The 22,636-nt window shown below is 54.7% G+C and carries 20 protein-coding genes; 6 read left to right on the top strand and 14 right to left on the bottom strand.

What is annotated here, in order from left to right:
- The first annotated feature begins 85 nt into the window (after positions 1-85).
- Complete coding sequence (locus ACHHZ6_RS18880; RefSeq protein ID WP_182271383.1) at positions 86-316, top strand: DUF2554 family protein; 231 nt, start codon at positions 86-88, stop codon at positions 314-316.
- Here the strand turns inward: ACHHZ6_RS18880 and ACHHZ6_RS18875 are convergent, their stop codons facing one another.
- A complete protein-coding gene (locus ACHHZ6_RS18875) occupies positions 317-2,281 on the bottom strand; it encodes a U32 family peptidase (protein WP_395122861.1) in 1,965 nt (654 codons plus the stop codon).
- 80 nt (positions 2,282-2,361) lie between these two features.
- Positions 2,362-2,889, bottom strand: coding sequence for a helix-turn-helix domain-containing protein (locus ACHHZ6_RS18870; protein WP_182271381.1), 528 nt, complete (start codon positions 2,887-2,889; stop codon positions 2,362-2,364).
- 93 nt (positions 2,890-2,982) lie between these two features.
- Here ACHHZ6_RS18870 and ACHHZ6_RS18865 point away from each other — a divergent pair, with 93 nt between their 5' ends.
- Positions 2,983-4,149, top strand: a complete 1,167-nt coding sequence (locus tag ACHHZ6_RS18865) for a benzoate/H(+) symporter BenE family transporter (RefSeq protein WP_395122860.1) — start codon at positions 2,983-2,985, stop codon at positions 4,147-4,149.
- Here the strand turns inward: ACHHZ6_RS18865 and ACHHZ6_RS18860 are convergent.
- Positions 4,129-5,001: an AraC family transcriptional regulator gene (locus ACHHZ6_RS18860; protein ID WP_182271379.1), complete on the bottom strand. Its 873-nt coding sequence runs from the start codon at positions 4,999-5,001 to the stop codon at positions 4,129-4,131. The two genes, ACHHZ6_RS18865 and ACHHZ6_RS18860, sit on opposite strands and share 21 nt — an antisense overlap.
- A 174-nt stretch (positions 5,002-5,175) precedes the next feature.
- On the opposite strand from ACHHZ6_RS18860, the gene ACHHZ6_RS18855 reads away from it, so the two are divergent.
- On the top strand, positions 5,176-6,072 hold the full coding sequence (locus ACHHZ6_RS18855; RefSeq protein ID WP_182271378.1) for a DMT family transporter: 897 nt from the start codon (positions 5,176-5,178) through the stop codon (positions 6,070-6,072).
- Positions 6,073-6,105: 33 nt separating this feature from the next.
- Here the strand turns inward: ACHHZ6_RS18855 and ACHHZ6_RS18850 are convergent, their stop codons facing one another.
- The 3 genes from ACHHZ6_RS18850 to tehA form a co-directional block, all read right to left on the bottom strand.
- Positions 6,106-6,780 (bottom strand): DUF3313 domain-containing protein, encoded by a 675-nt coding sequence (locus ACHHZ6_RS18850; RefSeq protein WP_182271377.1) that lies wholly within the window; start codon positions 6,778-6,780, stop codon positions 6,106-6,108.
- A gap of 124 nt (positions 6,781-6,904) precedes the next feature.
- A complete protein-coding gene (gene tehB / locus ACHHZ6_RS18845) occupies positions 6,905-7,498 on the bottom strand; it encodes a tellurite resistance methyltransferase TehB (protein ID WP_182271376.1) in 594 nt (197 codons plus the stop codon).
- Positions 7,498-8,499 (bottom strand): dicarboxylate transporter/tellurite-resistance protein TehA, encoded by a 1,002-nt coding sequence (tehA, locus tag ACHHZ6_RS18840; RefSeq protein WP_395122859.1) that lies wholly within the window; start codon positions 8,497-8,499, stop codon positions 7,498-7,500. Before tehA ends, tehB begins: the two co-directional genes overlap by 1 nt.
- 122 nt (positions 8,500-8,621) lie before the next feature.
- Between tehA and ydcK the strand changes: the two genes are divergently transcribed.
- On the top strand, positions 8,622-9,602 hold the full coding sequence (gene ydcK, locus ACHHZ6_RS18835) for a YdcK family protein (RefSeq protein ID WP_395122858.1): 981 nt from the start codon (positions 8,622-8,624) through the stop codon (positions 9,600-9,602).
- Positions 9,603-9,656: 54 nt separating this feature from the next.
- On the opposite strand, the gene ACHHZ6_RS18830 is transcribed toward ydcK, so the two are convergent.
- From ACHHZ6_RS18830 to ACHHZ6_RS18820, 3 genes are all read right to left on the bottom strand, one after another.
- A complete protein-coding gene (locus ACHHZ6_RS18830) occupies positions 9,657-11,312 on the bottom strand; it encodes a glucan biosynthesis protein D (RefSeq protein WP_182271373.1) in 1,656 nt (551 codons plus the stop codon).
- Between the two features lie 231 nt (positions 11,313-11,543).
- Entirely contained in the window at positions 11,544-12,317 is a 774-nt protein-coding gene (locus ACHHZ6_RS18825) for a transporter substrate-binding domain-containing protein (protein WP_182271372.1), read from the bottom strand.
- Between the two features lie 33 nt (positions 12,318-12,350).
- A complete protein-coding gene (locus tag ACHHZ6_RS18820) occupies positions 12,351-13,520 on the bottom strand; it encodes a pyridoxal phosphate-dependent aminotransferase (RefSeq protein WP_395122882.1) in 1,170 nt (389 codons plus the stop codon).
- Between the two features lie 113 nt (positions 13,521-13,633).
- Here ACHHZ6_RS18820 and ACHHZ6_RS18815 point away from each other — a divergent pair, with 113 nt between their 5' ends.
- Positions 13,634-14,476, top strand: a complete 843-nt coding sequence (locus ACHHZ6_RS18815) for a LysR family transcriptional regulator (RefSeq protein ID WP_182271371.1) — start codon at positions 13,634-13,636, stop codon at positions 14,474-14,476.
- Here ACHHZ6_RS18815 and ACHHZ6_RS18810 read toward each other — a convergent pair.
- Together ACHHZ6_RS18810 and ACHHZ6_RS18805 are read right to left on the bottom strand one after the other, a co-directional pair.
- Positions 14,463-15,971, bottom strand: a complete 1,509-nt coding sequence (locus tag ACHHZ6_RS18810) for a carboxylesterase/lipase family protein (RefSeq protein WP_395122857.1) — start codon at positions 15,969-15,971, stop codon at positions 14,463-14,465. The genes ACHHZ6_RS18815 and ACHHZ6_RS18810 overlap by 14 nt on opposite strands.
- A 42-nt stretch (positions 15,972-16,013) precedes the next feature.
- A complete protein-coding gene (locus ACHHZ6_RS18805) occupies positions 16,014-17,357 on the bottom strand; it encodes a VOC family protein (RefSeq protein ID WP_182919986.1) in 1,344 nt (447 codons plus the stop codon).
- Positions 17,358-17,630: 273 nt separating this feature from the next.
- On the opposite strand from ACHHZ6_RS18805, the gene ACHHZ6_RS18800 reads away from it, so the two are divergent.
- Positions 17,631-18,554, top strand: coding sequence for a LysR substrate-binding domain-containing protein (locus ACHHZ6_RS18800; protein ID WP_395122856.1), 924 nt, complete (start codon positions 17,631-17,633; stop codon positions 18,552-18,554).
- A 706-nt stretch (positions 18,555-19,260) separates the two neighbouring features.
- On the opposite strand, the gene ACHHZ6_RS18795 is transcribed toward ACHHZ6_RS18800, so the two are convergent.
- From ACHHZ6_RS18795 to ACHHZ6_RS18785, 3 genes are all read right to left on the bottom strand, one after another.
- Positions 19,261-20,955, bottom strand: coding sequence for a methyl-accepting chemotaxis protein (locus ACHHZ6_RS18795; RefSeq protein WP_182918450.1), 1,695 nt, complete (start codon positions 20,953-20,955; stop codon positions 19,261-19,263).
- Positions 20,956-21,114: 159 nt separating this feature from the next.
- On the bottom strand, positions 21,115-22,233 hold the full coding sequence (locus ACHHZ6_RS18790; protein ID WP_182918451.1) for an S-(hydroxymethyl)glutathione dehydrogenase/class III alcohol dehydrogenase: 1,119 nt from the start codon (positions 22,231-22,233) through the stop codon (positions 21,115-21,117).
- 33 nt (positions 22,234-22,266) lie between these two features.
- Complete coding sequence (locus ACHHZ6_RS18785; RefSeq protein WP_003857256.1) at positions 22,267-22,542, bottom strand: metal/formaldehyde-sensitive transcriptional repressor; 276 nt, start codon at positions 22,540-22,542, stop codon at positions 22,267-22,269.
- Positions 22,543-22,636: the final 94 nt, after the last annotated feature.

Below are 22,636 nucleotides of genomic sequence, written 5' to 3'. Positions count from 1 at the left end.
ACTTTGCGCTAATTTGAATATCCGAATCATAACTCTATGAAAATATCATCATGATAGCCGTGCGTTGTCATCAAATGGTGAAATAATGTTTAGAAAAGGGTTAACACTGATCGTGCTGGTCTGCGCACTATTTTCAGGTCAGCTCATGGCGGGGCACAAAGGACATGAATATCTGTGGGTGAAGAATGTTGAACATCAGCTTCGTCATGAAGCCGACAGCGATGAATTACGCAGCGTGGCAGAAGAGTCAGCGGAAGGTTTGCGCGAACACCACCAGTGGCAAAAATCGCGCAAACCAGACACTCACTTTCGCTAATTAGCTGCCTTTACGCTTTGGCAGGGTTTTCATCAGCTCTTCCGGGCTAACGGACGCCACAACGCTGCCGGGTTGTGGCATTTTGAAAATATGGTTTTTCATCTTGCCAATCACATGCATTTCACACGGACGGCAATCAAATTTAAGCGTCAGCACTTCGTCGCCATTGACCAGCTGCATTGGCGTGGCTTTCCAGCTCTTAATATTGCCTTTTGCCTGTTTTGGACACAGGTTAAATGCAAAACGCAGGCAGTGCTTGGTGATCATCACCGGCACATCGCCCTTCTCTTCATGCGCTTCATAAGCCGCATCAATCAGCTGAACACCGTGCCGATGATAAAATTCACGCGCTTTATGGTTATAGACGTTCGCCAGGAAAGATAAGTGCGTGTCAGGGTAAACCGGCGCGGGCACAGCTTCGGCCTTGCGACTGCCACGCGGATAGTTTGCCAGACGCGCATCATCCAGCATCTCTGCCGTTTCACGGCGGAACTGGTTTAACAGGCTGTTAGGGACAAACAGAGCATCCGGCAGAGTGACGTCGATATTGCGCGCGTAATAGAGCGTCTGTCCCAGTTTTGCCACGCCGTCTCTGAGGCTGTTGAGCGCTTTTTCCGCATTGTTCGCCACCTCAAACATGCCGTCGAGGGTATGCGTCACGCTGATGCCGTCTTCGCAGGTCATGGTCAGGATCAGCTGTTCTTCCCAGCCACCCAGCTCGATATCCACCGCAATGCGGCGTTCGCTGGACGTTTTCAGCAGCGCCTGCTGCCAGTTGTGGTCAAGGTTGCGGTTCAGCGCTGCGTTCGGACGTGCTTTGTAGAGATCGGCCGGCATTTCATTCGGCCACACGCGATAGCGATTTTCCCCGGTTTTTTCTACCGTATTGGCGCGGAAACCCACCACTTCACGCTTAATCATCACGTTCAGCCCGTCACCGTTCGCCAGGGGTTCAGTGACCTCAACGTCCAGGTGATCTTTCGCCACTTTCAGCACTTCACCTACCGGCAAACCGATAAACTTCGGTGAATCAAATGCACCGATGTCACCTTTACGGGCATTCACAAAGTAGTCGGTGCTGCCGCGATGGAAAGTCTTGTCCGTCGACGGAATAAAGAAATGCTCGGTGCGACCAGCAGAGGCACGCGCCAGATCACCGCAATCGTCAATGATGGCATCCAGCATCTGGCGATAATGCGCGGTAATGTTCTTCACATAGCTCATGTCTTTGTAACGCCCTTCAATCTTGAAGGAGCGTACGCCTGCGTCTATCAGCGCGCCCAGGTTGGCGGTCTGATCGTTATCCTTCATGGAAAGCAGGTGCTTTTCGAACGCCACAACGCGCCCCTGATCGTCTTTCAGGGTATACGGCAGGCGGCAAGCCTGCGAGCAGTCGCCCCGGTTAGCACTGCGGCCAGTCTGGGCATGGGAAATATTACACTGCCCGGAATAGGCCACGCAGAGCGCACCGTGGATAAAGAACTCAATGGTCGCGTCCGTCGTCTGGTGAATGTCGCGGATCTGGTTCAGGTTCAGCTCACGCGCCAGCACAATCTGAGAAAAACCGGCGTCGGAGAGAAACTTCGCCTTCTCTACCGTGCGGATATCACACTGGGTACTGGCGTGCAGCTCAATCGGCGGGATATCCAGCTCCAGCACGCCCATGTCCTGGACGATCAGGGCATCGACCCCGGCCTGATAGAGATCGGTTATCAGACGTTGTGCAGGCTCCAGTTCATCATCATGAAGAATGGTGTTCAGGGTCACGAACACCTTCGCCCCAAAGCGATGGGCGAACGGTACCAGCTCAGCAATGTCGCTCAGACTGTTGCTGGCGTTATGGCGGGCACCGAAGCCAGGGCCACCGATGTAGACCGCATCCGCGCCGTGAAGGATCGCTTCACGGGCAATGGCGGCGTCGCGGGCCGGGCTTAAAAGTTCAAGATGATGGGATTGCAGGCGCATACTTCGTCGTTATCCGTTATGGTCAAAATGGCGGCTATTGTAGTCAGAAGTATGCGACAGCGAAACAGTTTTGCGTTGCTTCAGCGGGGATAATGAATGAGGGAGTGAAAATGTACCGTCCGGGCGCTGCTGTTGCGGTACGCATGTGGTTTATCGCCGGCGAAACGTACACCTGAATCGGCATAAATTGTGCGCCATACACCCTCGATATTCATCTCCAGCTCGCCACTTATCACCACCACATGTTCAATCACGCCAGCCTCGTGCGGCGTGGACTCGCTCAGGGCACCCGGTGCCAGTGTGATCGAGAAATGATCGAATTTCAGCGTTTCATCCCACGGGAATAAGGGTTTCACCACCATCGCCTGCTGCTGCGGGTCAAAGATGGCCTGCCTGTCCGCCTCCGGCGTAATAAATGCGGAAAACGGGACATTCAACCCGGTGGCAATTTTCCATAGCGTGGATACCGTCGGGCTGGATTCATTGCGCTCAATTTGCCCCAGCATCGCTTTTGAAACGCCCGTCTCTTCCGACAGCTTCGACAGGCTCCAGCCCCTCGCCTGGCGCTGTATTTTCAGTGTAGTAGCAAGATGTTGTGTAATTTCCATATTTCCCTCCCGGTGCGGGTCAGTATAACACTTGTGCGTTATAGCGCACAGTGTTATCTTCCGGTGGACGTTATAACGCACAACGGAGTTTTTATGCGCAGTTCGACTTCTCTCTTTCCGGCCGTTCTTGCCGGCTTTGTTGCGGTTCTGGTGGGATATGCCAGTTCTGCCGCCATCATCTGGCAAGCCGCCGCCGCGGCTGGGGCAAATGCCCACCAGGTCGCCGGGTGGATGACCGCGCTTGGGATCGGTATGGGAGTCAGTACGCTGGCACTGTCATGGTGGTATAAAGCGCCAGTCCTCACCGCCTGGTCAACGCCCGGCGCAGCGCTGTTAGCCACCAGCCTGCACGGAGTAACGCTTGCCGAAACCATCGGCGTGTTTATCTTTGCCAATGCGCTCATTCTGCTGTGTGGCGTCACCGGATTATTTGCGCGCCTGATGAAACTCATCCCACATTCACTGGCCGCCGCCATGCTGGCAGGCGTGTTGTTGCGCTTTGGGCTGCAGGCGTTTAGCCATCTTGAAGGACATTTTCTGCTGTGCGGCAGCATGCTGGCGGCATGGATAATTGCCAAAGCGCGTGCACCACGGTATGCCATTGTTGCGACTCTGCTGACAGGCGGGATCGTGGCATGGTCTGTAGGTGACGTTGTCACAAATAATGTGACATTATCTGTTGTGATGCCGCAGTTTATCGCCCCGACATTTACCCTCACCAGTCTGGTGAGCATTGGCTTACCCTTCTTTCTGGTGACGATGGCCTCGCAAAATGCCCCCGGATTCGCCACGATGAAGGCATCTGGCTATCCGCTGGCGGTATCGCCGCTGATGATCTTCACCGGCGGGCTGGCGTTGCTGCTGTCCCCCTTTGGCGTCTATTCCATCTGTATTGCGGCCATTACCGCCGCGATTTGCCAGAGTCCGGATGCCCACCCGGATGCCGGAAAACGCTGGCTGGCGGCCATTGCGGCGGGCGTTTTTTACCTGCTGGCGGGTATTTTCGGGGGGTCCATTACCGGGTTGATGGCCGCCCTGCCGCTGAGCTGGATCCAGACGCTGGCTGGGCTGGCGCTGCTGGGCACCATCAGCGGGAGCTTATATCAGGCATTGCATAACGTTACTGAGCGTGACGCGGCGATTGTCACGTTTCTGATGACCGCCAGCGGTGTGACTATCCTGGGTATTGGCTCGGCATTCTGGGGGCTGGTACTCGGTGGGTTGTGCTATGCCGTGTTTTCACACGTTCGCCGTGCGTAATTGCGACGGGGTCATCCCCATCACGCTGCGAAAACGGTTACTGAAGTGGCTTGCAGAGTTAAATCCGCAGGCCAGCGCAATCTCTGTGAGTGGCTTCGCCGTGTGCTGCACCAGCACTTTGGCCTTCTCCATTCGCCGCAGCATCACGTACTGATGCGGTGCTTGCCCCATCGACTGGCGGAACATTCTGGCGAAGTGATATTCGCTCAGCGCAGCCTGATCGGCCAGTTCCGCAAGCGTCAGCGGCTCAGAAAGGTTCTCTTCAATAAACGCGAGCACATTTCGCAGCACAAACGGCGACAGCCCGCCGGTGACTACCGGCAACTTCCACTGCACGCTGGCGTAATTCTGCAACAGGTGGGTCAGTAACAGCGTAGATGCCGTGCTCAGCGTCAGCTGATTGGCCTTTTGCTGCCAGTCACAGCCAAGCAAAAACTGGCGGTAGAGCGCGGTGATTTTCGGGTCACTGCCGAAGATCTTTTCATCCAGCGTCAACGACACTGGCCGCCGATCCCAGATTTTCTCGCCGACATCGCGCAGGTGCTCATCAGTACAGTAGAGATGGACGAACGACAAATCGTCGCGGATATCCCACGTGGATTCGCTTTCTTTCGGCATCAGACAAAAACGATCCGGGCCACCCCCATTCTTCCAGCCACCCGGCGTTTTTTGATAGCTTTCGTAGCCGTCTGCCACGTACAGGCTGAGTGTATGATGATCGCTTTTGACCGTTATCGTATCGTGCTTGTTGTACCAGGCCGCCAGCTGAATGCCAGAGTTAAGCGCAACGGTTTCCCGCAGCACTGCATTCTGTTGGCGTAGCGTTTCAAAGGTGTCGTAAGCGCGAGACATAGCCGTTAACAAGTCATTAATCAGAACTCAAGTCTAAGAATTGTTGCTCCCCGTTGCCAGATCTGACGCGATAAAAAAGCGCAAGAATTTGCAAGTCCACCGCAAGCCGGTGAAAGCCACGCAGAGTCAATGTCGCCACACTGAGGGTTTCCGCGGTTTGAGAAGAGAGAAACAATGAACGCAATACTGTATGGGCTGGTGGTGGTTATCTGGGGAACAACCTGGATTGCCATTTTTCTGCAACAGGGCACGGTTGCTGCTCCTGTGTCGATATTCTGGCGCTTCGCCGTGGCCTGCGCCACGATGATGATCGTATTAACCGCCCTTCGCCGTTTACGCAAGCTGTCACTGCGGGATCACCTCTTTTGTGTTGTTCAGGGATGCTGCGTTTTCTGCTTCAATTTCTGGTGCTTTTACACCGCGGCTGCGCACATCAATACCGGGCTGGAGTCGGTGATTTTCTCTATGGCGGTACTCTATAACGCCATCAACAGCTTTATCTTCTTTGGACAACGTCCTCCTGCCCGCTTCTGGACGGCAGCAACGCTGGGTCTGGTGGGGATCATCACGCTCTTCTGGAACGACCTGCTGGCAAGCGGCTGGAGCGCCTCACTGCTTACCGGTATTGGTCTTTCTGCCCTCGGCACCTATGGGTTCTCGCTGGGCAACATGATAAGCCTTCGCCACCAGCGAAACGGGCTTGAAACCATGACCACCAACGCCTGGGCAATGCTCTACGGCACACTGGTGATGGGGCTGATTGCACTCTTGCGCGGCGACAACTTTATGCCTGAGTGGAACGTGAGTTACATCGGTGCGCTGCTCTATCTGGCGATCTTTGGCTCGGTGATTGCGTTCGGGGCATACTTTACGCTGGTGGGGCGTATCGGCCCGGGCAAAGCGGCTTACAGCACCCTGCTGTTCCCGCTGGTCGCGCTGTCTATCTCAACGGTTTACGAGGGATACGAGTGGCACATCAATGGAATTATCGGCCTGCTGTTGATTCTTGGCGGGAATATGGTGATGTTCACGAAGCCGGAAACCTGGTTCCGCCGTCTGCGCACGGCGTAAAAAAATGGCCTGCTACATTGCAGGCCATTTTTATTATTTTGCCGTTTTATGCACATCAAACATGGTCGCATCCGTTGCCATGTCATCAACAACCTGTTTCAGCGTCGCAAAGCCCATTGGCGTATTTTCGTTAGCCAGTTCTTTACCCTCACCTTTACGAACGACCTTCATCACAGGCTTGTTGGTCGCTGCATCAATTAACTCACCTTCAAAGTAGAGGTGGGTATCCATCGTGCGGTGGCCGGTTGCCATCTGCGTACCCGCAACAACCAGCGCAACAGGTACGACTTCATAGAACTGCAGGCCTTCTTTCTGTGAACTCACCCCGGTGATTGCCCCACGGAAGATCAGGCTATGTTTGCCCGGCGTTGCCACAATCGGCTTACGTTGACCAATCGCCGTTTTCATTTTGGTATTGGTATATGTCAGCAGCTCATCCAGCGTTTTTTGACCAATCTGTGTTGTCGGTTTTGGTACCGGATAATAGGTAATCGGGTTCCAGACAATACTGTCATAATTCGCTTCCTTATAGGACGGATCAACCCAACGCAATGTTGGTTTACCCGTCGCGGAAGTGGTTTCCTTCAAGCCAGAATAGTCTTTTAAAAAGCCTGAGTATTGTTCGGGGGCTGCTACTTTTGAAGAACAACCCGCCAACGCCAACAGACCAGTAAGCACTGCAACTTTATAAAAAGTTTGAGTACGCATGATGGTATTCCATGTTATCTGCAAGTATGCACTTGAAGTTATAGCAAAAGATGTGTGGGTTTGTTGTGGCAAAAAATGATACTGATAGCACAAATAGCAAAAAGACTGCCCGAACATAAACCCGTTACGCGTTTTTGCGCGCCAGCATGGTGGCAAAACGCAGCTTGATGCGGTTTCCGTTTGCGTCAGTGCGGTGCAGCTCCCCGACTTCCTCGTTATATTTAAGCAACTCCCAGCCAGCATAGTAATTGCTCAATTCTCCGGTTTTAAAGGCAAACGGAAAACCGACGGTGCACGGATAATCCACCGTATCCATTGCAGCCACAATCAGGTTGTAACCGCCCGGTCTGGTGCAACGCTGCATATTGGTGATGAGACCAGGAATGGTTTTCGCTTCCAGGAACATCAGTACCACGGTGGAAAGAATAAAATCGTACTCTCCGTCAAAGCTCAGGCTGTTGAGATCTTTGATCGCCGTCTGCAGGTTTTCGATCCCTTCCGCCGCTTTAATACGCTCGATGGTATCAATGCTCATTGGGTTTTTATCCCACGCCGTCACATCGTAACCGTTGGCGGCAAGCCAGAGACTGTTACGCCCATTACCACACCCGAGATCGAGCGTATTACCCGGCTTAACGATTTTCGCGCTGTACAGCACCTCAGAGTGCGTACGGGTCAGACCATATTTTTCGGTGAAGATATTCTCAGCAACAGTCATTATTTTTCCTCAGATGGCATAAGCAGAGCCTTATCAGTGCGCACCAGAAGTTTGCCCTGCATCAGCAAGATAAATGTACGAACCAACAGCATCACAATGATGACGTTGGTGAAAATAAACAGGGGGAGCGCAATAACGTGGAAGAAACCCGACGGGCTGCTCTGTCCCAGATGTAACCCGGTGGTCGCCAGCGCTGAAACGCCGAACGAGAAGCTCCAGAAAGAGGCGTTAAAGGGCTGGGACAGATACCACGGCATCAGGCGCAGCATAAACAGCAGTTGCAACAGGCCGTAGCCGAACAGCATTTTGGCCAGGGTATCCGCCTCACCGCCGTTGACGCTAAACCAGGCACTACAGGCCACCAGCGCGGGAGCCAGTTGAATACCCAATGAGGTACGTAGCGCCGAAGGTAGCTCCCCGGCGCTGCGCAGGCGTTGTAAAATCACTGGTTCGAGGCTGAGCCAGGAAAAAATCCCCGCCCCCAGGAAGACTAATCCCGCATCATTGAACCCCAGCGCACCACAGGCCATCGCGCTAATAAAGTTGTTCGCGACCGTAGGCAGATATAACCCGGGCGTTGTGGCCTCTTCCGGGTGTTTACCGCGCCATAACCCGGCGCTTTGCCAGGCAGAATATGAGAGCTGAACCACCACCCCTACGCTGAACAATCCCAGCGAGACCGGGCGGAACCAGGGAACAAAACCGATAGCCACCAGCATGGTCGTGGCGGGAAAAAGGCTGACAAAACTGCTCATCACCGGATGACGCATTTCCGCCAGTACGCTGTGCGGAAAACGGATCGCGCGGGTGATAAATGCCACTGTCAGCAAAAACCAGATCCCCACTGCCAGGGCAACCAGACACTCTCCCGGCCAGCGCGTCACCGGCCAGATAGTACTGGCGTAACGCCAGGCGAAGCCCATACCAATGGTTCCCAGCACCATACCAAAGTAGCCCGCGGGTAAGTTAAGGACTTGTTGAGCTTTGTTAGTTTTATGCATTTATTTTAAATTTTAAAATGTATTTTAAATGCCATTTTAAGGGGTTTCCGCAGCGGATGCCAGCACTTCGCAAAGCCGAAAGTTTGCTACGTTTAGTTAAGACGCTTATCAGAGATAACATCATGAAAAAGTACCGGCTTAGCGACGAAACCCGCCTCTGGCAATGGCAAAACGGTGAGACAAAGCGCTCGACCACCCTGCGACAAATTATCGCCACCGCTGATTTTAACGACATTGTCTGCGGGACAAAAGGCGGCTGGATTGACGATGAGAGCGCCCTCGCACAAGAGGGGCACTGCTGGATCTACGACGAAAACAGCGTGGTGTTTGCCGGAGCCACTGTGTCTGATAATGCCCGTCTTACCCTGCCTTGCGTCGTTAGCCATCACGCCCGTATTGGCGGTAACAGCTGGCTGGATGGCGCTCAGGTCAGTCATGGGGCGCAAATAAGTGACAACGTCACCATTCAGCATTCCAGCGTGCGTGGCGAATGCCATATTTACGGCGATGCCCGCGTGCTTCACAACAGCATGGTTATTGCGGCCAAAGGGCTTACGCCTGACCACGATCAGATCCTTAAAATCTACGATAAAGCCACTGTGAGCCGATCACACGTTGTGCATCAGGCGCAAATCTACGGCGAGGCGCTGGTGAATTATGCGTTTATTGAGCACCGCGCCGAAGTGTTCGACAATGCCATTCTCGAGGGCAACGATCTCAATAACGTCTGGGTTTGCGACTGTGCAAAAGTGTATGGCAATGCGCGTCTGATTGCCGGTTTTGGCGAGGATGCCATTCCTACCGTGCGCTACAGCTCTCAGGTGGCGGAGAATGCGGTGGTCGAAGGCAACTGCATCATTAAGCACCATGTGCTGATCGGCGGCCAGGCGTGGTTACGCGGCGGGCCAATCATGCTTGACGACCGGGTTGTCATTCAGGGACGCGCACGGATCAGTGGTGATGTGTTAATTGAGCACCGGGTGGATGTTACCGACGATGTGGTCATTGAGGCTTTTGCGGGCGAAAATATTCACCTGCGCGGTGAAAAAGTGATTAACGGCAATCAGCGGATCACCCGCACGCCGTTACTGGGGGCTTTATAGCGAAGTTGTTGTATGCCGGGTTAGCATAGCGCCACCCGGCAGATTTCCACCCGATTAACGCATAACCCGGTCGTCAACGTAGTGACGTTTATCCGGCGCAGGCGGGAAGTACTGATACAACCAGGTTTCGCTGATAGCCTCCCCCTGGCAGCGCAGGAACAGACGCATATCCACCGGATCTGTTGAATCAGACGTTGGGTACCAGTCAAACAGAATGCGATACCCGTCAAACGGCTCGACGTAGAGGATCTCAATCTGCTTCGCTTCACCACTGGAAAGCGTGATCACCGGTTCAATCCCTTTCGGCGCGGCGGCCTTCAGATCGCCACCGACGAAGTCGATAGCAAAGCGACGGGCCCACACTTTCGGATAGTTTTCACCAGGTGCCCAGCCTTCCGGGAAACCGCCCATACCGGTACGGGTCGCGTAGACATTCGCCAGCGGCGAACGCACAGGTGGCTGCGCGCTCCAGTAAAGACGATATTTGAAGTCCAGCTCATCGCCTGCTTCCACTGGTTTCTCTGGCTGCCAGAAGCACACCACGTTATCCAGCGTTTCACCCGTGGTCGGGATCTCCATCAGGCCAACTGCGCCTTTGCCCCAGTTGTTGCGCGGTTCAACCCACAGGCTTGGGCGTTTGTTATACCAGCCCATGATGTCCTGATAGTGGGAGAAATCACGGTCAAGCTGCAGCAAGCCAAACCCTTTCGGATTTTTGTCGACATAGGCATTGAACTGCAGTTTCTGCGGGTTGTTCAGCGGGCGGCAGATCCACTCGCCGTTACCACGCCACATCGCCAGACGGTCGGAGTCATGAATTTGTGGGTGAATGGTGTCGCACATGCGGCGTTCGTTATTACCGCAGCTGAACATACTGGTCATCGGCGCGATGCCCAGCTGTTTGATGTTCTTACGCGCATAGAGATGGTTTTCCACCTCCATGATCACCTGACTCTTCTCACAGTGGATCACGAACTTATAGGCACCGGTGATGCTTGGGCTATCCAGCAGCGTATAAACGGTAAAGGTGGTGTCGCCCGGTTTGACGGTTTCAAACCAGAACGCGGTGAAATCAGGAAACTCTTCCGGCGTATCGGTAAAGGTATCCACCGCCAGACCACGGGCAGAAAGACCGTACTGGTAGGTATCGTCAACCGCGCGGAAATAGCTTGCCCCCAGGAACGAGACAATATCGCGACGCGCCAGCTCAGGCGCTTTAAAGGCGCGAAAACCCGCAAAACCGAGATCGCTTTGCCCTTCCAGCTGTTTGGTATCCACACCGGTGTCACCGTAACTGAACAGCTCCGGCCGGAAGTGGATCTCACGCGCCTGAGACGTGGATTGATCCAGTGAGAACATGCGCACACGGCGGCGGAAACCCATCCCCATATGGAAGAACTGCACGTCAAGCTGACGGCCTTCAATATTATTCCACAGTGACTGCTTTTCATCGTATCGAATGGCGTTGTACGCCTGCGGCGTCATGGTTGCCAGCGTTTCCGGTAGCGGACGCGGTGCACCCCCCCACGGGGTTTTTGCCAGATCATGCGCCATAGATTGCAGTACGGAGAAATCAAAACGATGGCTCTGACCGTCAGCAATATCAGAGTCAGCAGCGTATGCCGCCTGGGAAAACAGAGAAGCAAGGCCAGATGTGCCGCTCAGGGCAGCCATTGCCAGCGAGCCTTTTAAAAAACGTCTGCGATTCATGCCTGGAAAAACGTCCTTATGGTCGTGTGAATGTATTTCGCGAGTGGCGAAACGACGGCAAGAAAGAACGCACAGCCTAAACAAAAACGGTTAAGAATCCAATTGTTGCCAGGTGATTATATGAACAAAGTGAGAAATATTTTCTGTCGACCGGAACAGCACGGAAGTGATGTAAAGCGCGGTATAAAAGAGTCCCGGCTGGACATCAACAGCCGGGACCAAACGAGACGCTTATTTTACGCTGACATCGATACCCGGGAAGTACTTATCAGCGAGTCTGGCGATCGTGCCGTCGGCACGCACTTTATCGATTGCGGCATTAAGTTGCTTTTGGGTAGCCTCATCCCCCTTACGCAACCCAAAGCCGATACCGCTGCCCAGGATCGTGTCGTCAGACACCGGTTTGCCGATAAAACCAAACCCTTTACCCTGCGGCTTGCTGAGGAAACCTGCCTGCCCGGCAGCTGACATCACCAGCGAGGCATCAATGCGGCCATTCAGCAAATCTCCCCACGCCATGTTCTGATCTTTGTAAGACACTACGGTGACACCGTGTTTTTCCCAGTGCTCTTTAGCATAGGTTTCCTGAATCGAGCCCTGCAGCACGCCGATGGTTTTGCCTTTCAGCCCTTCAGGCGTTGCCTCAACCGCCGTGCCGGCCTTGCCGACGAGCTGGGAAGGGATACGGTAGATAGGCTGGGTAAAATCAATGCTCTTGCGCCGCTGTTCGGTGATGTTCATCGCCGAGTTAATAGCATCAAATTTCTTCGCCGCCAGTCCCGGGATCAACGCATCAAATGATGTTTCAACCCAGCTACATTTCAGCGCGGCTGCGTTGCAAATCGCCTTGCCCAGCTCAACGTCAAACCCTTCCAGCTCACCGGAGGCATTACGGCTCTCAAACGGTGGATATTCCGCTTCCAGCCCGTAACGCAGCTCAGTGGCGGCGAACGACGAAAACGTACACAGCAATCCCATGCCGACAACTAACGCGCGTAATTTCATCAACAACTCCTTCGAGCCTAATGGGATAGGCACTTAGCGTGGTTTAACCCGACACAGGGCCTGGGCACCTGCCCGTAACGTCGCCTCATCTTTCGCAAAAGAGAGACGGATCAATTTATTATCTGTGCCGTCAGCATAAAACGCCGACAGCGGGATCGTGGCAACACCGTATTCAGTAATCAGCCGTTTCACCATGTCGCTGTCACTCTCCTCGCTGAAATGGCTGTAATCCGCCAGCAGGAAGAATGAACCGGCACTCGGCAGCAGTCTGAACGGTGAATCACTCAACAAATTTTGCAGCAGGTCGCGCTTACGCTGATAAAACGCCGCCAGCGACAGCCAGGTTTGCGGATCGGTCATATGTTCGGCAAACGCGTGCTGCATGGGGGTATCGGCAGAAAACATCAGAAATTGATGGACCTTGCAGATTTCGTCCATCAGTACCGCTGGCGCAACACAATACCCTACGCGCCAGCCAGTGACGTGATAGGTTTTTCCGAAAGATGAGATAATGACGCTCCGCTCCGCCAGTTGCGGGTGCGTGGCCATCCCGTGGTGCGGTTCACCGTCAAACACCACATGTTCATACACTTCGTCAGACAAAATAATGATATTGGTATTACGGGTCACCGCCGCCAGCTGTTGCAGGTCATGCGCTGAAAACACCTGGCCACTCGGGTTATGCGGCGTGTTGATGATGATCATGCGCGTTCGCGGGGTGATTGCTGCCCGGACTTCATCCCAGTTAACGGCAAAGTCTGGCACGGTCAGCTTGATGGCAACCGGTGTGGCCCCCTGCAGGCGCACAATTGGCGCATAGCTGTCAAATGACGGCTCGAAGTAAATCACCTCATCACCCGGATGCACCAGTCCGCTGATTGCCGAGTAAAGCCCTTCACTGGCGCTGGCCGTGACCAGTACCTCGCTGCCCGGGTCATACTGTGTGCCGTAAAGGGTGGCGATTTTTTCCGCGATACGCTCCTTCAATGGCTGCAGGCCGGTCATCGCCGCGTACTGGTTATGCCCGGCTTCCATCGCACGGGTCACGCCGGCTATCAGTTTCGGGTCGCAGGAAAAATTCGGCGCACCCTGAGAAAGGTTGATGGCGTTATGCCGGGCAGAGAGCTGACCGATAACGGTAAAAATGGTGGTACCAACGTCAGGCAGTTTGGAACGGGCTTGCACCGGGGTTTTCAAAGTCATCATCTGTCCCTTCTCGTGGATATTGCATAACTATTCAAACAATAAGTGCGTTGTCGGGACAATCGAATTGTTGTCATAATAGCCATGAGAAAAATGCATAACTGAGGTGTTCTATGTCGCGCCGTTCATTCCCGCTCAATGCGGTTGACGCGTTTTTGAAAACCGCGCGTCACCTTAATCTCACCCATGCTGCCAGAGAGCTTTGCCTGACTCAGGGAGCCGTGAGCCGCAAAATTGCCGCCCTTGAAGCGTGGTTTGGTTTTCCCTTATTTGAGCGTCATTCACGCGGTCTGCGCCTCTCCCCGCAAGGCAGTGCCCTGCTTCCGGAGCTGCAATCCGCTTTTGAGCATCTGCTTACCGTGGCCCTGCAGGCCCGTGCCCAGCAAACCGTGATCCGTCTGAAAGCGCCTACCTGTGCCATGCGCTGGCTGGTACCCCGTCTGCTGGAGGTCGAGCGCGAGCAGCCTGATCTGCAAATCGCCTTAACCACGACCACCGATCACAACGTCAATTTCAAAACCGAATCCTACGACGCGGCCATTGTTTTCGGCACCCACATGAGTGCGGGCGATCTGCTGTTTGAAGAGGCCTTAACCCCGGTACTCAGCCCGTTGCGGGCGGGGGCGGCGCTGGAGTCACTGACGTTTCTCCACCCGACAAGGGATAAGACTGACTGGTCATTGTGGCTGGCGAAACAGACGCATCCGACATTTGTCATGCACAAAAATCAACACTTCGATACGATGGATCTCGCCATTACTGCCGCCATTCAGGGGTTGGGCATTGCCATCGCCGACGAGACACTGGTGGAAGAGGATGTCCGCGCCGGAAGGCTGGCGCGGCCTTTTGAGACGAGCATTAAAACCGGTGCGAGCTATCGGCTGGTGTTACGCGAATCGCCAGGCCCCGAACATGGCCTGGCGGCGTTTCGTTCCTGCCTGCTCAGTCGAGGCTGACGTGGTGCTTCATCACTCGCTTAAAGAGACTCATGCGGGCGCGCATAAAGCGGTTCTCAAGCCTGAAACCTGCATGTTTATTCACGCCAATACGTAGCAACACATCGCGGCCTTTGCGGCAGGCGGGCCAGTGCGTCGGCCCCGGGAGGATATCACGGCTACTGTGGGCGTCACGTGCAAAGCTTACCCAGTAGTCGGCTACGTTTGCAGAAAACTGTAGATCGCGGGCGTTGACATACTGGCGGGAAGGTTCTATCTGTCCAAGCGTGTCAAAAACATAAGGCACTTCGTTACCGTGCCAGGCACCGTTGACATAAGTCGCATGTTCCGCTTCCGCCACATAATCAAACCAGTAGCGCCAGCACGGCGCGCCGACGCGTTGCTGAGCCTGCATCACCACATATCCCATCGTGGTGAAAGCCATATCACGACACACCTGCCTGCCCAGCTCCTCATCCCCCTTCACACCCGGATAGAGCAGCTTAATCAACCCCAGGCCAAAACGTCGTTCACGGCGAAGCTTCTGAATTTGCCCGGCAAGATCGATGCCAAATACCGCCATCACGCTGGCCTCATCGCTGTTAGAGCCAATCATGACCGGAACCGGATGCTGGCGGGCAGCAAAGAACATATCGAGCATCGCTTCCGGCAGGACACAATCTCCCACCACCGGCGCAGGGGCAATGTTCAGCGGAGCCGTCAGAGACCAGAACGCCTCTGGCGGAATGGCGCGCAACTGCTCCGCGCTGGCGTTTTCAAGGCCAAAATGTGTGGCCAGCGCTTCCCCTTTTTGCATTGCCTGCTCGCGCGGCGTGTCCGGTAACGTGTACCCGCTTTGCACAATCGCTTTATGGAATGCCCCCTCCGCCAGAGGAGATGCCAGCAGTGACAACACACTGCGCGCACCGGCTGATTCGCCAAACAGCGTGATGTTGTTCGGATCGCCGCCAAACGCGGCAATATTGTCCCGCACCCAGTCCAGCGCCGCAATCTGGTCGAGCAACGCAAAATTATGCACCACGCGATCTTCTTCTCCCTCCAGCGCAGGATGGGCGAAAAAGCCGAGATGCCCGAGACGGTAATTGAGGGTCACGACAACCACGCCACGTTCTGCCAGCGCTTTGCCGTTATACGGTGGAAGCCCACCCGCGCCGATGGTAAACCCACCGCCGTGCAGCCAGACCATCACCGGAAGCGGAGCCTGGTGCGTGGCCGGCGACCAGACGTTGAGGTAAAGACAATCTTCAGAAAATTGACCGGGATCGCCGCCGCCAAGTTCCTGGCAATACTCACTGCTTTGCCAGCTTGAGGCAGAAAACGTCGTCGCCTGCCGCACACCGTCCCAGCGTTCGGGCGGTTGCGGGGAACGCCAGCGCCACTGACCAACAGGCGGTGCAGCATAGGGTATGCCGCACCAGACGTGAACATTGTCATCGGTAAAACCCGTCAGAGCGCCCTGCAGCGTTTCAGCCACGGGGGCGGAGGAATTTTTCATAACCACCTTCTTTTTCCATCACACCCCAGCAGAGTAACGATTTCAGAGTAAACCGCAACGCTGTTTGCTGCGTGTTTCCGCCTCCTGGTAAAGGGTAAACTCGTCATAGACCGGGCTTCCCAGCGCCGCTTCAAAAGCCTCGCGGCTGGCATTACCATGGCTTCGCGCCTGAGTTTCATTACCGAGGTTCGACTGAAAAATCCCTGCTGCACTGACCGGCAGAAAATCTTCGTAGGTGATCGGCTGTGCGACCACCCACCCGCGCTCAATCAGTGGCTGCGGATCGTCGCCCGGACGAAACGCATGGCGATGCGCTTCCCCTGCGGGTGTCAGGCGATAGCGGAAATACGCCAGCTCCTGACGGCGCATTAACATTTCGCTGTCCGGGAAAGCGCTAAAGATATCCTGCAAATGCAGCTGGTGCGTCAGGTTGTCTTTGCCCGTCCCGGCCTGCCCGAGCAAACTATCGTACAGTTCGCGGCCTTTCGGCGTGAGTGCGACGCCGCGCTGCTCAATTTCACCAAACCGGGCGGTATGGGTGCCTTTATGTTCCCCGGCAAAGAACACCGGTTCCTCCAGCGCTTTAAAGCTGGTCTGACGTAGCAAAACTGGCACCTCTCGACGCGGCGGCCCTTCAATCAAAATTTTTGGCTCAATACCGTACTTCGGCATCAGCTCCTGCACCCGGTCGATATCCAGCGTGCGCGGTGTGAGATGGTTGATGTGGCAACCGGGGAAACAGACCACGTCGGCAATCAGGCGGTGTTCATTATGCAGTGCCAGGTAGGTTTCCTGATCGACCGTCGCATGGCGGTGCCAGCGGAAGGTTTCCAGTGCTTCCTGAACAAACTCACGCGCCTGTGCGTCGGTGAACTGCCCGGTTGATTCATGCAGTTCAATAAGTTCCAGACAGCGTGGCGTGAAGATGTTTCGCCGTGAGAGGATCTCCGCCGCCCGTTCGCGCAGGGCGACATTTTCAATCAACTCAAGACGTAGCAGCGATGTGAAAATACGAAATGGATTACGGCAAAGTGCTGCATCCTCCACCGGCCGGAACGCCGTCGAGTGGACGGGAACCCCTGCCTGGGAGAGGTCGTAATAGCTGACCGGGTACATGCCCATAATGGCAAACATGCGACGTAATGTTGAAAGTTCAAGCGCAGTACCGACACGGATCGCACCGTGGCGCTCAACATTCAGACGCGCCAGTTCATCTGAGTTCGCCAGTTGTTCATGTAAGAGCGGGTTATTTTCCAGAACCGCCAGGTTTACGTCCGCAACCAGTTCAAGCAATGTGCCGTACTGCGGAACTTCCTGCTGGTACATCGCCGACATAGCCTGCGAAAAGTGTTCCCGAATATCATCAGCCGTGATGGTGTTCGCCATGATGTCATGCCTCCAGTGAATATTACCTGGAGTGTAGAGAAGCCCGTTCTTTCTGGCGGGAAGAATTTACGATTTGTGATCTGGACAGGCGAGTGGTTAAAGCCTGCTCTTTCCGGAACAAACTCAGAACCCTGGCTCATGAGGGAAAATTGCGCGGCGCGAAAAACAGCTTGTAACTCAAACAGATCAAATGTTAAAAATATTTTGCTATCAGGTTATCAAAATTAAACAACTTAACTTGTCACCCGCACCGCTCTGTTTTTAACATCGCCTATGGAAAAAAATGGTCTGTTCAGTCAGCGCATACGCTTGCGCCATTTGCATACATTTGTGGCCGTCGCTCAACAGGGAACGCTGGGGCGAGCGGCTGAAACTCTTAACCTTAGCCAGCCCGCCCTCTCAAAAACGCTAAACGAGCTGGAACAACTCACCGGAACCCGGCTTTTCGATCGTGGTCGCCTGGGCGCACAACTTACGCTTGTGGGGGAACAATTCCTGACGCACGCCGTCAAGGTTCTGGATGCTCTCAACACCGCAGGTCAGGCGTTGAACCGTAAAGAGGAGCACACCAGCGAGATTGTGCGCGTTGGCGCTCTGCCTACGGCTGCGCTGGGGATTTTGCCTGCCGTTATTGGTCAGTTCCACAAGCAGCAAAAGCATACGACGATCCAGGTCGCGACCATGAATAACACCATGCTGCTCGCGGGGCTGAAATCCGGCGAGCTGGATCTCGGCATTGGGCGCATGTCCGATCCTGAACTGATGGGGGGGCTTAATTACGAACTGCTGTTCCTGGAATCACTGAAGCTGGTCGTGCGTCCCAACCACCCGTTGCTGCAGGACACCGTCACCTTAAGCCGCGTCATGGAGTGGCCTGTAGTGGTGTCACCAAAAGGTACAGTTCCGCGCCAGAACGCCGAGGCGTTATTAGAGATGCAGGGCTGCAAGCTACCTTCAGGTTGTATTGAAACGCTGTCGGCCTCTCTTTCACGCCAGCTCACCGTAGATTTTGATTACGTCTGGTTCGTGCCTTCCGGCGCGGTAAAAGACGATTTACGCCGGGGTACACTAACAGCACTGCCGGTCACATCGCCGGGGGCGGGTGAACCTATTGGGATCCTCACCCGGGTAGATGCCCCACTCTCATCAGGCGCACAAACGCTGCTCAGCGCGATCCGAAAATCAATGCCAGCCTGATGGCCCCTGTTAAGCGGACGGCATAAAAAAAGGGATCAGATGATCTAATACCAGTCAGTTAAGCGACACCAGAGTACTTTGTTATTTCAGTGGTATCGTTCCGTTCACTCAGACATTCTGCTACCTGCATAATCCGCTGCGGTGAACGTGTTAAGGGGGCTATCGCGCCCCCTTAACAATCCCGTCTCCCGGCAAAGAAAATCGCCGCTTCGCGGTACCCTCAGCTTATTCCTTCCGGCTTCGGGTCGGGCATTAGCCTGCATCCCTGCAGGCAATGCCCTCTCGGCGCATCCCTGCGCCTCGCCCCGGCCTCCAGGAAACGCTTCGGCGATTTTCAGCCGGACTCACGCTCCCTCAACCTTCTTCATCGCCTGAATGTGGCACGGGTGTTGAGTCCCCGCTGAAATCGGCGAACCGGAGACCGGATGACAAGGGCTGGACGCCAGGGATGGCGGCCAGAGGCGAAACGAGACAGGATGTTGAGTCGAGCCGACCGCAGGCAGCCGGTCGGGAGGTGAGCGCAGTGCGAAGCACCGATTTCTCTGCGGGGCCGCGGGGATTGGCAAGGGGGCCGCGGTGGCCCCCTTGTCCCGTTCACAGGTTGTGAGCGTATTATTTTCTGCGGATATTAAGGTGAACGGAATTATCCACCATGCTTAACTGACAAGCATTAGATCATATGACCCTTTTTTTCCGGGTAGCGAACTCAGAACGTTTCCCAGTTATCCCCGTTATCCGCGACCGTTGGACGTAACGCCGCAGGTTTTACGGCCACAGAGGTCTGAGGTTGTCCACGCCCCTGTGTTTTACCACTCAACCGAAACGCTCCGACGGCCTCAGTCAGACGCGCACCCTGCTCTTCGAGCGATGCCGCGGCTGCAGAGGCTTCTTCCACCAGCGAGGCGTTCTGCTGGGTGACTTTATCCATCTCCGAAATCGCCTGGCTCACCTGCACAATACCCCGGCTCTGTTCGTCAGACGCAGCGGCAATCTCCAGCATAATATCGGTGACGCGTTTAACCGCCTCGACAATTTCATTCATGGTGTTGCCCGCAGCCACCACCTCGCCGGAACCCTGGTCAATCAGTGACACGGATTCGTTGATCAGACTTTCAATCTCTTTTGCTGCATTCGCACTGCGACTTGCCAGAGTACGCACCTCACTCGCCACCACCGCAAAACCACGGCCTTGCTCACCCGCTCGTGCGGCTTCTACCGCGGCGTTGAGTGCCAGGATATTAGTCTGGAACGCAATGCTGTTAATGACTGCGGTAATTTCAGAGATTTTCTTCGAACTGGTGGAAATGTTACCCATTGTTTTCACCACGCCGGAAACCATCTGACCACCGCGGCTGGCTTTGCCAGAGGCATCTTCCGCCAGCTTGCTTGCATGATGTGCGTTATCGGCGTTTTGCTTCACGGTTGCCGTCAGCTGTTCCATGCTGGCTGCCGTCTGTTCAATGGCGGCGGCCTGCTGCTCGGTGCGTGAAGAGAGGTCGGTGTTACCGGCAGAAATCTCGCTGGTGCCGCGGTAGATCTCTTCCGCTCCCTGACGCACGGTGCCTACCGTGGTCACCAGAGAGCGCTGCATGATTTGCAGATCGCGCGTCAGACGCCCGATTTCGCTACGCCCTGCCACATCCTCCGACATGGTCAGATCGCCTTTAGCGATATTCTCAATGCGCGTTGCAGCACGTTGCAGCGGGTTGATCACCGTGCGGCGCAGTACGATGAAGGTCATGACCGTCAGCACCAGTGCCAGCCCGAACGCACCGATCATAAACATCAGCCCCAGTTGTGTTCGGGTATGTGCCTCTGCTGTCAATGCGTTGGCACGATCGGTACGGATTTTAATCGCCTTCAACAACACGTCGTTATAGGCGTCATCCAGCGGACGCGCAATGTCATTTTCGTGGTTAATGATGGCTTCAAACATGCCGTTTTTGGCAAATTTGAGCATCGGCTGAAGACCGGCGATATACGCGTCATAATGCGCTTTTATGTCAGCATCCAGCGCTTCGTCGGCAGGTGTGCGCACAGCGCGATTCATGTACGCGTTAAATCCCTCCTGCGACTGCTTAATACGCGTTTCTGCTTCACTGATGTTTTGCTTCATCGCCTCCATTTCAGCGATACGGCTTGCCGCACCTGCATGGATCATGTTGATACGCGCGGTTCGCAGGTGGTTAGAGCTGTTTGATAAACCCAGACGAACCTGAATTTCTGATGTGACATCCTGCTGATCGGTATCCGCTTTCAACAGGAAATAGCCCGCCAGGCCTGAGCTCAAGGCAAACAGAAGAATGATGCCACCGAGAATGGAGGAAAACAGCGGAACCAGCCTGATGTGATGCAAGAAGCTCAGCTTTTGCTGCGCCTGCATCGAAGTTGTGTTGTCCATGACCGTCGACTCTCTTGTAGGTAAGATGCGTATAAACACGCCTGTAAAATAGTCATCGGCACGGCAGGAAATTTGATTATGGCGAAAAGCGCAAGACAGGTCACACTTTAGAGAAGATTATTAAAGAAAGGCCAGCGGCAAAAACCGCTGGCAGAATAATTAGTTGTCGCCGAAATGGATGACGGTACGAATGGACTTTCCTTCGTGCATCAGATCGAATGCTTCATTGATCTGTTCCAGCGGCAGGCGATGGGTGATGAACGGATCGAGCTGAATTTTCCCGGCCATCGCATCTTCAACCATGCCCGGCAGTTGGGTGCGACCTTTCACGCCACCGAATGCCGAACCACGCCATACACGCCCCGTCACCAGCTGGAACGGACGCGTTTTGATCTCCTGACCTGCACCTGCCACGCCAATGATAACGCTCTCACCCCAGCCTTTATGGCAACATTCGAGGGCAGAACGCATCACGTCAACGTTACCAATGCATTCAAAGCTGAAATCGACACCACCGTCAGTCAGTTCAACAATGACGTCCTGAACCGGTTTTTCGTCATCTTTCGGGTTCACGAAATCGGTCGCCCCCATTTCACCCGCCAGCCGGAATTTCTCCGGATTGGTATCAACCGCAATGATACGACCGGCTTTTGCCTGTACCGCTCCCTGGATAACCGCCAGACCAATGCCACCGAGACCGAACACCGCAACGGTGTCTCCCTCTTTGACTTTCGCCGTGTTATGCACCGCGCCGATCCCGGTGGTCACACCGCAACCCAACAGACAGACTTTGTCCAGCGGAGCCTGCGGGTTCACTTTTGCCAGCGAGATCTCCGCGCAGACGGTGTACTCACTGAAGGTACTGGTCCCCATGTAGTGATAAACCGGCTCACCGTTGTAAGAGAAACGGGTGGTACCGTCCGGCATCAGCCCTTTCCCCTGCGTCGCACGCACGGCCTGGCAGAGGTTGGTTTTACCGGATTTACAGAACTTACACTCGCCACATTCCGCAGTGTACAGCGGAATGACGTGATCGCCTGGCTTCAGGCTGGTCACACCCTCGCCCACTTCCACCACGATCCCACCACCTTCATGGCCGAGCACTGCCGGGAATACGCCTTCAGGATCATCCCCTGACAGGGTGAATGCATCGGTATGACACACGCCGGTATGGGTAATTTTGATCAGCACTTCGCCTTTTTTCGGCGGTGCGACATCAATTTCAACGATTTTCAGCGGCTGGCCTGGGCCGAACGCGACAGCTGCGCGAGATTTCATAGTGTCTCTTCCCTTGTTGTGAGGTCTGTGGGTTTATTTTAGATAAGAGCGCAGTAAATGGCCGACTTCTGCCATCCGAACTGCCCGCTGATCCGGGGTTGTCTCCCCCGTCACCAGCTCATCTTTGAGGTGAATTTCGACCATCTCGCCCATCAGGCCATTGGCAGCACCGCGCACGGCGGCAATTTGCTGCAGGATAGCCAGACAGGGATCGCCTGATTCCAGCGCGCGCTCAAGCGCATCGACCTGCCCCCGAATGCGGCGAACGCGGGTCAGAATACGCTTTTTATCTTCGGGTGAATGCGGCATACGGCTCTCCTTAAGATACTATAGGGGGGTATGGTATTTGAGTTATTTGTTTATGTAAACCGTCCATTGCATCTGATATTCCCTTTCCCGCAAA

The sequence above is a fragment of the Enterobacter cloacae complex sp. 2024EL-00214 genome (genome assembly GCF_043945575.1).
Lineage (GTDB): Bacteria > Pseudomonadota > Gammaproteobacteria > Enterobacterales > Enterobacteriaceae > Enterobacter > Enterobacter cloacae_P.
This window is presented reverse-complemented; position numbering and strand designations above follow the sequence as displayed.

Excerpts from the sequence above, each read along its gene's own strand:
- ACHHZ6_RS18880 (WP_182271383.1), top strand. The coding sequence starts at position 86 with ATGTTTAGAAAAGGGTTAACACTGATCGTGCTGGTCTGCGCACTATTT.
- ACHHZ6_RS18875 (WP_395122861.1), bottom strand. The coding sequence starts at position 2,281 with ATGCGCCTGCAATCCCATCATCTTGAACTTTTAAGCCCGGCCCGCGAC.
- ACHHZ6_RS18870 (WP_182271381.1), bottom strand. The coding sequence starts at position 2,889 with ATGGAAATTACACAACATCTTGCTACTACACTGAAAATACAGCGCCAG.
- ACHHZ6_RS18865 (WP_395122860.1), top strand. The coding sequence starts at position 2,983 with ATGCGCAGTTCGACTTCTCTCTTTCCGGCCGTTCTTGCCGGCTTTGTT.
- ACHHZ6_RS18860 (WP_182271379.1), bottom strand. The coding sequence starts at position 5,001 with ATGTCTCGCGCTTACGACACCTTTGAAACGCTACGCCAACAGAATGCA.
- ACHHZ6_RS18855 (WP_182271378.1), top strand. The coding sequence starts at position 5,176 with ATGAACGCAATACTGTATGGGCTGGTGGTGGTTATCTGGGGAACAACC.
- ACHHZ6_RS18850 (WP_182271377.1), bottom strand. The coding sequence starts at position 6,780 with ATGCGTACTCAAACTTTTTATAAAGTTGCAGTGCTTACTGGTCTGTTG.
- tehB (WP_182271376.1), bottom strand. The coding sequence starts at position 7,498 with ATGACTGTTGCTGAGAATATCTTCACCGAAAAATATGGTCTGACCCGT.
- tehA (WP_395122859.1), bottom strand. The coding sequence starts at position 8,499 with ATGCATAAAACTAACAAAGCTCAACAAGTCCTTAACTTACCCGCGGGC.
- ydcK (WP_395122858.1), top strand. The coding sequence starts at position 8,622 with ATGAAAAAGTACCGGCTTAGCGACGAAACCCGCCTCTGGCAATGGCAA.
- ACHHZ6_RS18830 (WP_182271373.1), bottom strand. The coding sequence starts at position 11,312 with ATGAATCGCAGACGTTTTTTAAAAGGCTCGCTGGCAATGGCTGCCCTG.
- ACHHZ6_RS18825 (WP_182271372.1), bottom strand. The coding sequence starts at position 12,317 with ATGAAATTACGCGCGTTAGTTGTCGGCATGGGATTGCTGTGTACGTTT.
- ACHHZ6_RS18820 (WP_395122882.1), bottom strand. The coding sequence starts at position 13,520 with ATGACTTTGAAAACCCCGGTGCAAGCCCGTTCCAAACTGCCTGACGTT.
- ACHHZ6_RS18815 (WP_182271371.1), top strand. The coding sequence starts at position 13,634 with ATGTCGCGCCGTTCATTCCCGCTCAATGCGGTTGACGCGTTTTTGAAA.
- ACHHZ6_RS18810 (WP_395122857.1), bottom strand. The coding sequence starts at position 15,971 with ATGAAAAATTCCTCCGCCCCCGTGGCTGAAACGCTGCAGGGCGCTCTG.
- ACHHZ6_RS18805 (WP_182919986.1), bottom strand. The coding sequence starts at position 17,357 with ATGGCGAACACCATCACGGCTGATGATATTCGGGAACACTTTTCGCAG.
- ACHHZ6_RS18800 (WP_395122856.1), top strand. The coding sequence starts at position 17,631 with ATGGAAAAAAATGGTCTGTTCAGTCAGCGCATACGCTTGCGCCATTTG.
- ACHHZ6_RS18795 (WP_182918450.1), bottom strand. The coding sequence starts at position 20,955 with ATGGACAACACAACTTCGATGCAGGCGCAGCAAAAGCTGAGCTTCTTG.
- ACHHZ6_RS18790 (WP_182918451.1), bottom strand. The coding sequence starts at position 22,233 with ATGAAATCTCGCGCAGCTGTCGCGTTCGGCCCAGGCCAGCCGCTGAAA.
- ACHHZ6_RS18785 (WP_003857256.1), bottom strand. The coding sequence starts at position 22,542 with ATGCCGCATTCACCCGAAGATAAAAAGCGTATTCTGACCCGCGTTCGC.